The sequence below is a fragment of the Candidatus Omnitrophota bacterium genome (assembly GCA_013791745.1).
In the GTDB taxonomy this organism is placed as follows: Bacteria; CG03; CG03; order CG03; family CG03; genus CG03.
Genome location: VMTH01000187.1, coordinates 1 through 6,369 on the forward strand (window position 1 = coordinate 1; position 6,369 = coordinate 6,369).

Below are 6,369 nucleotides of genomic sequence, written 5' to 3' on the forward strand. Positions count from 1 at the left end.
GGGCGCAAACCCCTGTTGAAACGGATTTCCTGTACGGGGGGAGAATATTCCTGTCCATGGAAATACGCAGGCCCTCTTTAAATTCGGAATAGGCCCCGGCAAGACCTCCGGTGAAAACGATTTTGTCGGGCACAAGAAGATTGACTATATCAGACACCGCCAGGCCGAGATAAAGGCCGTATTGTTTCCATATTTTTTTCGCCCAGAGCGCGCCGCTGCGCGATTGTTCGCAGATTTCCCTCGGGCTTAAAGCGGCGGCAAAACGCTTCCCCGGGAATAGTTCTGATGCCCAGTTATTCATATAGGCCGAACCGCAATAGGCCTCAAGACAGCCCTTAGCGCCGCAGCCGCATCGCAGGCCCTCCGGTACGATCTTCATATGCCCTGCCTCAAAAACGGAAATGTCGCCACGCGAGAAAATTTTACCGCCGGAAACAAAACCCGAACCTATTCCGGTTCCAAGCGTCAGCGCCACCAGGAAATCCGGCTTTGCCCCCCTACAGTTCTCATAGACGCCCAGCGCCGCGCAGGACGCGTCATTCTCAAAGACAAGCTTTTTAAATTTGTGATACTTCATCACGGCTTTTTTTACCGAAAAATTTTTCCAGCCGAGATTCGGCGCGCAAAAAACGAAACCCTTGCCGGGACTTATCATTCCCGGAACCGCCATTGCCGCGGCTCCTATTTCATCAAGCGGATATTTTCCGGCTATTATTTTTAATATCCCTTCTATTGTTTTTTCCGGTTTAGCCGCCGTGGGCGTTGAGAAATCAAAATGTCCGAGTGTTTTTCCCGCGGAAGAACATATTGAGACGGCGGTGTTGGTCCCGCCTATATCTATGCCCATAGCTTTCATTTTTTTCAGCCCCATATTTTCTTCCTCAAATACGCGCTCCCTATGAGCGAACCGAAACACAGAATAACTTCAGGCGAAAGAGCCGCGGCTTTCTTCAAACTCTCAACGGGAGAAGAAGTGATCTCAACGCCCGTGCCGCGGGCCCTTTTCATCAGTTCATCTCTGCCTATCTGTCTTTCATGAGGGAAAGACGAACAGAATATCTTTTCAAAAAGCCCGTTTGAAGATGATAGCATTTCTTCTATCTTTTTGTCTTTTAAGGCGTAAAAAACACAGACGCGCGGGCGTGGCATTTTTTTGATCTCCGACTTGACAGCCCGCCAGGCATCCAGCGTGTGCCCGCCGTCAAGGATAACATCTATGCCTTTATATTTTTTTCTCTCAAAGCGGGCAGGGAGGATATATTCCGGGAAATAACCTTTATCAGGCTCTATCCCTGCGGACTTTACGGCGGAAGCCGCAAGAGAATAATTCTCACCGAGAAAAGCAGGCCCATAGGGGTTTTTCATCATCGCAGCGTTTATCACAGAAGCATTTCTCTGCGCAGCTATTGTTTTTATAACATCCGCAGCGGCGCCGTCGCAGCGCGTTATCACCAAACTTCCTTTTTTGATTATTCCCGCTTTTTCGCGCGCTATTTTCTCAACGCTCGACCCGAGATACTCCGTGTGCTCCCTGCAAATCCCGGTGATGACGGCGATCTCGTTCTTAAGGACATTGGTAGCGTCGAGCCGGCCGCCGAGGCCGACTTCAACAACCGCCCATTGCGGCTTTTTTTCCATAAAATACATGAAGGCCGCCGCCGTCAGTTTCTCAAAATATGTCAGGGGATATTTTTGAAACCTCCTCATCCGGCTGTAATAGAGAGAATCGGATATTTCCCTGCCGTTCAAGCGCACCCTCTCGCCGATGCGTTCAAGATGGGGCGAAAGATAGGTTCCGACGCTGAACCCCGAGCGCATTAACAGGCTCTCGGTAAAGACCGCCGTTTGGGATTTCCCTGTGCTGCCGGCGATGAGAACGCATCTGAAATTCTGCTTAAAACCCTCCCCCGCAAGAGCTTTTCTCATGCGCTCAAGGCCGAAAGACATTGTTTTTGTTTCCTTGCCGGAATTCATTCTCAGTCGTTAAGCTTCAATTGTTCATCAATGGCCCTGAGAGACCTTATGTTTTTCTTGACAGCTTTCTTTTTCGCTTCGGACGCCATCAGCTCCGCGGGCAGATATTTTTTAACAAGATCCTTCCGGCTTTGCAGAAAAGCTGTCTGATAGAATCTCAACCCCGCGCAGGCGGCGAGACCCGCCGCAAGGCCGAATAACAGCGTTATGACCTTTAAACCCAGAGCCAGCGACAAAAGGAAATACAGCGCGTTAAGAAGGAGTAGCGCGTGCACGGCCTGGTTGGCCATATCTATGCCGGTCCATGGATAAAAGAACAGTCCGAACACGCCGTAATAAATTAGCGCCGGCACGATAAAAGCTCTCATAAAGTTCTCTCCCGCGAAAAGCAGCGCAAAAGACAGTCCGAGTATAAAAACCTGCGGAGCAAGGCCGAAAAATTCTTTGACGGATAATCCGCACAGCTGCAGATAATAAAATGACACAGCGGCGACAAGACAAAAATTCAGAAAACCCAGCAATCTTTTCAGCACACAAACCTCCTCACTTGTATTTTATCAAATCCTCCGGAACATACCATTTCAAGAAATTATGCGATATACCCGCTCTTGCCGGCTCAATCCCGTGGAAACGCGAAGCGACAACAGTGAGAGAATCGGGGGCGTAAAGAAAACAGTACGGCTGATCGGAAGCTATCATCTCCTGAATACGGCCGTAGATTTTTTTCCTTTCCCCGCGGTCAAAACTCATGCGGCCCTTATCTATGAGCGCGTCAACTTCGGGGTTTTTGTATGAGACAAAATTAAAACCTCCGGGGCGGGCCTCGGAAGAATGCCACAGAGAATAGCAATCCGGATCCACGGCTGTGGACCAGCCGAGCACAACAGCATCAAAATCCCTGCGGTCTATGTGCCTGTTTATCAGCGTCGCCCATTCCAGTATCCGTATTTCCGAGGCAATGCCGGCCTCTTTGAGTTGCGACTGTATGATCGTGGCGGCCTCCTCCCTCATTTTATTCCCCTGATTTGTGAGAATAGTGAAAGAAAATTTGCGGCCATCCCTGTCACGCACACCGTCGCCGTCGGTATCTCTCCACCCTGCCTCATCAAGCAGCGCCCGGGCGCGGACGGGATCATATTCAAACTTTTCCACATCGGGATTATAAGCCCATGACGAGGGCGGATAATTGGAGTGTATCTGCACGCCGCATCCCAGGAGCACGGCATCAACAATCGCTTTTTTGTCTATCGCATAGCTTATGGCGCGGCGCACCCTTCTGTCCTTAAACAGCGGGTTTGTCAGGTTATATCCCATATAAGCGTACTGAAAAGCGCCATAGCGGAATTTGTTGCAATTCCTGTTGAATTCCTCATCATCCGTCTCGTATATATACTGATGCGGCGTGAGGCCCATGCTGTCTATGCCCCGCTTCCTGAGCTCGAGAAACTGCACGGAGCTATCGGGTATTATCCTGTAGATTATCCTCGTGATATTTCCTGTCTCCTCAAAATATTCACTGTTTTTTTCCAGGACTATCTGCTCTCCCGACAGCCATTTGACAAACTTGTAGGCGCCGGTGCCGACGGGCTTTCTGTTGGCCGGATTTTTATCAAAATCACCCTGATCAAATATGTGCTTGGGTATTATCCCCAAACCCCACGACTCGAGCGCGGGAGAATATGCCCTGAAATATTTTACGGCCAGCGTGTGCTCATCAGGAGCTTTGACGCTCTCTATCATCTTAAAGCGTCCGCTGCGCGGTGAGATGATGTCCGGATTCACAAGGCATTGATAGGTGAACACGGCATCGCCGGCTGTAAAAGTCCGTCCGTCGTGCCACTTCACATCGTCCCTCAGCTTGAAAACAATGGTCTTTCCTCCGTCCAGCACTTCCCAGCTCCGGGCCAGATCGCCGACAAGAACAAGATCCTTGTCATATTTGACCAGCCCGTTGTAAACGAGATCATTTATTTCCGCAGACGCCGAATCCCCGGCGAGTACAGGATTGAGATATGACGCGTCGCCGAGCATCGCAAAAACTATCGTCTCGCCCTCTTCGCAGCTTCTCTCTCGCGGCGAACAACCCTGCAGGAAGGCCGCCGCGCAGAGCATCGCGCACAAAAGCACATTGACTACGCCATGGCGTATAATCGCAGCGGACGGTATTCGTAGCGGGCCATATGAGCGAGGAGTTTCACCCCCTGCTCCGAGCGAATTGGCAGCGAACCACACACGTGAGCGGCCGTCTAAGGATACCGTCGGCCGCGACTGCTTACGAGTTATACCTATATGCCCGAAGTTGCGCATATTGATTTTAGCCACCGGCTTTCTTACGGCGGGCGCTGATTATTTTCCGCAGCGCCGGAGCTGTCCTCGTGTTCAGCACATCCTTCTTTTCGCATCCGGCCCTCCGGAGGTTCATAAGGCCGTATCTCATATTGTCCATGTGCCGGAGGGCGTGCGAATCGGTACCGAGAGAAAGCATCACGCCCTTCGCGAGCGCCATGCGTATGTGATCTTCTTTCAGATCCCGCCTGTCGGGGAAAGCGTTCACCTCGAGGATGATGTTTTTATCGGCGGCTTTTTCCGTGACCTTTTCCATATCCAGCTCCAGCGGCGGCCGCTTGCCTATGAGTCGCGCCGTCGGGTGCGCCAGAACATCAAGATAGGGATTGTCCATGGCCCTCATTATCCTTTTGTTCAGGACTTCGGCGCTCTGGTTAAACGCCGCGTGCACGGCGCCCAGGCAGACATCCAGCTCTTTGAGCACCTTATCCGGATAATCCAGTTTACCGTCGGGCAATATGTCCACCTCGGCTCCAAAAAGGATTTTAACGCGGGATGTTTTGTTGAGAGAATCTATCTCCTTCTTTTTTTTCATCAGGTTATTTATGCTTAAGCCCCGCGCTATTGTCAGGCTCATTGAATGATCACAGACCGCTATCCACCCGTATCCCAGATCCGAAGCCCTGGACGCAAGAGCCCTTATCTCGACGGAACCGTCGGAATAAACGCTGTGAAGATGCAGGTCGCCTTTTATATCCTCCGATTCTATGAGCGAAGGCAGAGCGCCGAGCGCGGAGCGCTCTATCTCACCCCTGTTTTCCCTCAGTTCGGGAGGAATATAATCAAGGCCGAGGCGCTTATACACATCCTTCTCCGTCTTTCCGGCTATATATTTTCCTGATTTCTGATCACTCAAAGCATACTCGTTCAGCGTATAGCCCTTATCCAGCGCCAGCTTTCTCAAAGCGATGTTATGTTCTTTGCTCCCCGTGAAATAGAGCATGGCGGCGCCGCGGGATTTCTCGGGAACGACCCTCAGGTCTATCTGCACATCCCCCGATGTGAAAACGCTCGCCTTTGAAGAGCCGGAGGCTATCACCTTCTCAACGCCCGGAATTTTAACGAATGAGTCTATTATTTTTTCCGATTTTTCCGAAACAGCCAGCAGGTCTATGTCGCCTATGGTCTCGCATCCCCGCCGGAGGCTGCCGCAGGCGAGAGCCTCATCGCAGCTCTTTCTGATAACAGAAAGAAAATCTTCAGCCATATTTTCCGCGGTGGAAATGAGCAGCCGGCCGTCCATGCGGTTGGCGATCTCCAGGCCCCTCAGAATATTGGCGGCGCTCTTTTCACCCATTCCGGGAAGAGCGGCCAGTTCTCCCCGGCGCGCGGCTATATCAAGGCCCCTCATGGTTTTGACGCCGAGCTTCTCATATATCAGCCTTATTGTGGCGGGGCCCAGCCCCTGCACTTTCAACATTTCCAGAAGGCCGCGGGGAATCTCTTTTCTCAGATCTTCAAGTTTTGTTATCTTTCCGCCGATCAGATATTCGCTTATTTTAGCGGCTGTGCTCTTTCCTATGCCCTCGAGCTCCTCAAGGTTGCCGGAAAGATAATCGTCTTTTATGTCGTGGTCAAGGGCTTCTATTGTCTCCGCGGCTTTTTGGTAACTTCTGATCTTAAAACTGTTTTCGCCTTTGATCTCCAGAAGATGGGCGATCTCGGTGAACTTATCGGCTATTTCCTTATTCTTCATATTTTTTGCCCTCGTCCCGATTCGAACGGGAAACCTTCTCCTTCGCAGGGAGATGCTCTATCCATTTGCGCTACGAGGGCTTAAAAAAATTGTGCGTCTTCACGACTGCATGGATTTCAAAAACTGCTCGTTTGAAGAGGTTTTCTTCATTTTTTCCACTATAAATTCCATGGCTTCCACATGATCGGCGCGGGTAAGGAGTTTTCTGAGTATCCAAACTTTGTTCAGCACTTCTTCGCTCAGCAGCAGCTCCTCTTTTCTCGTGCCGCTCTTTGTTATATCTATCGTCGGGAACACACGCCTGTCGGTCAGTTCCCGGCAGAGATTGATCTCCATGTTGCCCGTGCCCTTGA

General features: G+C 50.9%; 5 protein-coding genes and 1 tRNA gene. All 6 read right to left on the reverse strand.

Annotated features, from left to right (window positions below):
* On the reverse strand, positions 1–871 hold an 871-nt coding region (locus FP827_09635; GenBank protein MBA3053327.1), incomplete at its 3' end, for an ROK family protein.
* Complete coding sequence (locus tag FP827_09640) at positions 862–1,974, reverse strand: hypothetical protein (GenBank protein MBA3053328.1); 1,113 nt, start codon at positions 1,972–1,974, stop codon at positions 862–864. The genes FP827_09635 and FP827_09640, both read right to left, overlap by 10 nt.
* Before the next feature lie 2 nt (positions 1,975–1,976).
* Entirely contained in the window at positions 1,977–2,507 is a 531-nt protein-coding gene (locus tag FP827_09645) for a hypothetical protein (GenBank protein MBA3053329.1), read from the reverse strand.
* A gap of 10 nt (positions 2,508–2,517) precedes the next feature.
* A complete protein-coding gene (locus FP827_09650) occupies positions 2,518–4,086 on the reverse strand; it encodes a peptide-binding protein (protein MBA3053330.1) in 1,569 nt (522 codons plus the stop codon).
* Positions 4,087–4,288: 202 nt separating this feature from the next.
* Positions 4,289–6,016 (reverse strand): DNA polymerase/3'-5' exonuclease PolX, encoded by a 1,728-nt coding sequence (polX, locus tag FP827_09655; GenBank protein ID MBA3053331.1) that lies wholly within the window; start codon positions 6,014–6,016, stop codon positions 4,289–4,291.
* A 6-nt stretch (positions 6,017–6,022) separates the two neighbouring features.
* A tRNA-Arg gene (locus tag FP827_09660) sits at positions 6,023–6,096 on the reverse strand.
* Positions 6,097–6,369: the final 273 nt, after the last annotated feature.

What these genes read in the sequence shown, in the direction of transcription:
- FP827_09640 (MBA3053328.1), bottom strand. Translation starts at nt 1,974, where the DNA reads ATGAATTCCGGCAAGGAAACAAAAACAATGTCTTTCGGCCTTGAGCGC.
- FP827_09650 (MBA3053330.1), bottom strand. Translation starts at nt 4,086, where the DNA reads ATGCTCTGCGCGGCGGCCTTCCTGCAGGGTTGTTCGCCGCGAGAGAGA.
- polX (MBA3053331.1), bottom strand. Translation starts at nt 6,016, where the DNA reads ATGAAGAATAAGGAAATAGCCGATAAGTTCACCGAGATCGCCCATCTT.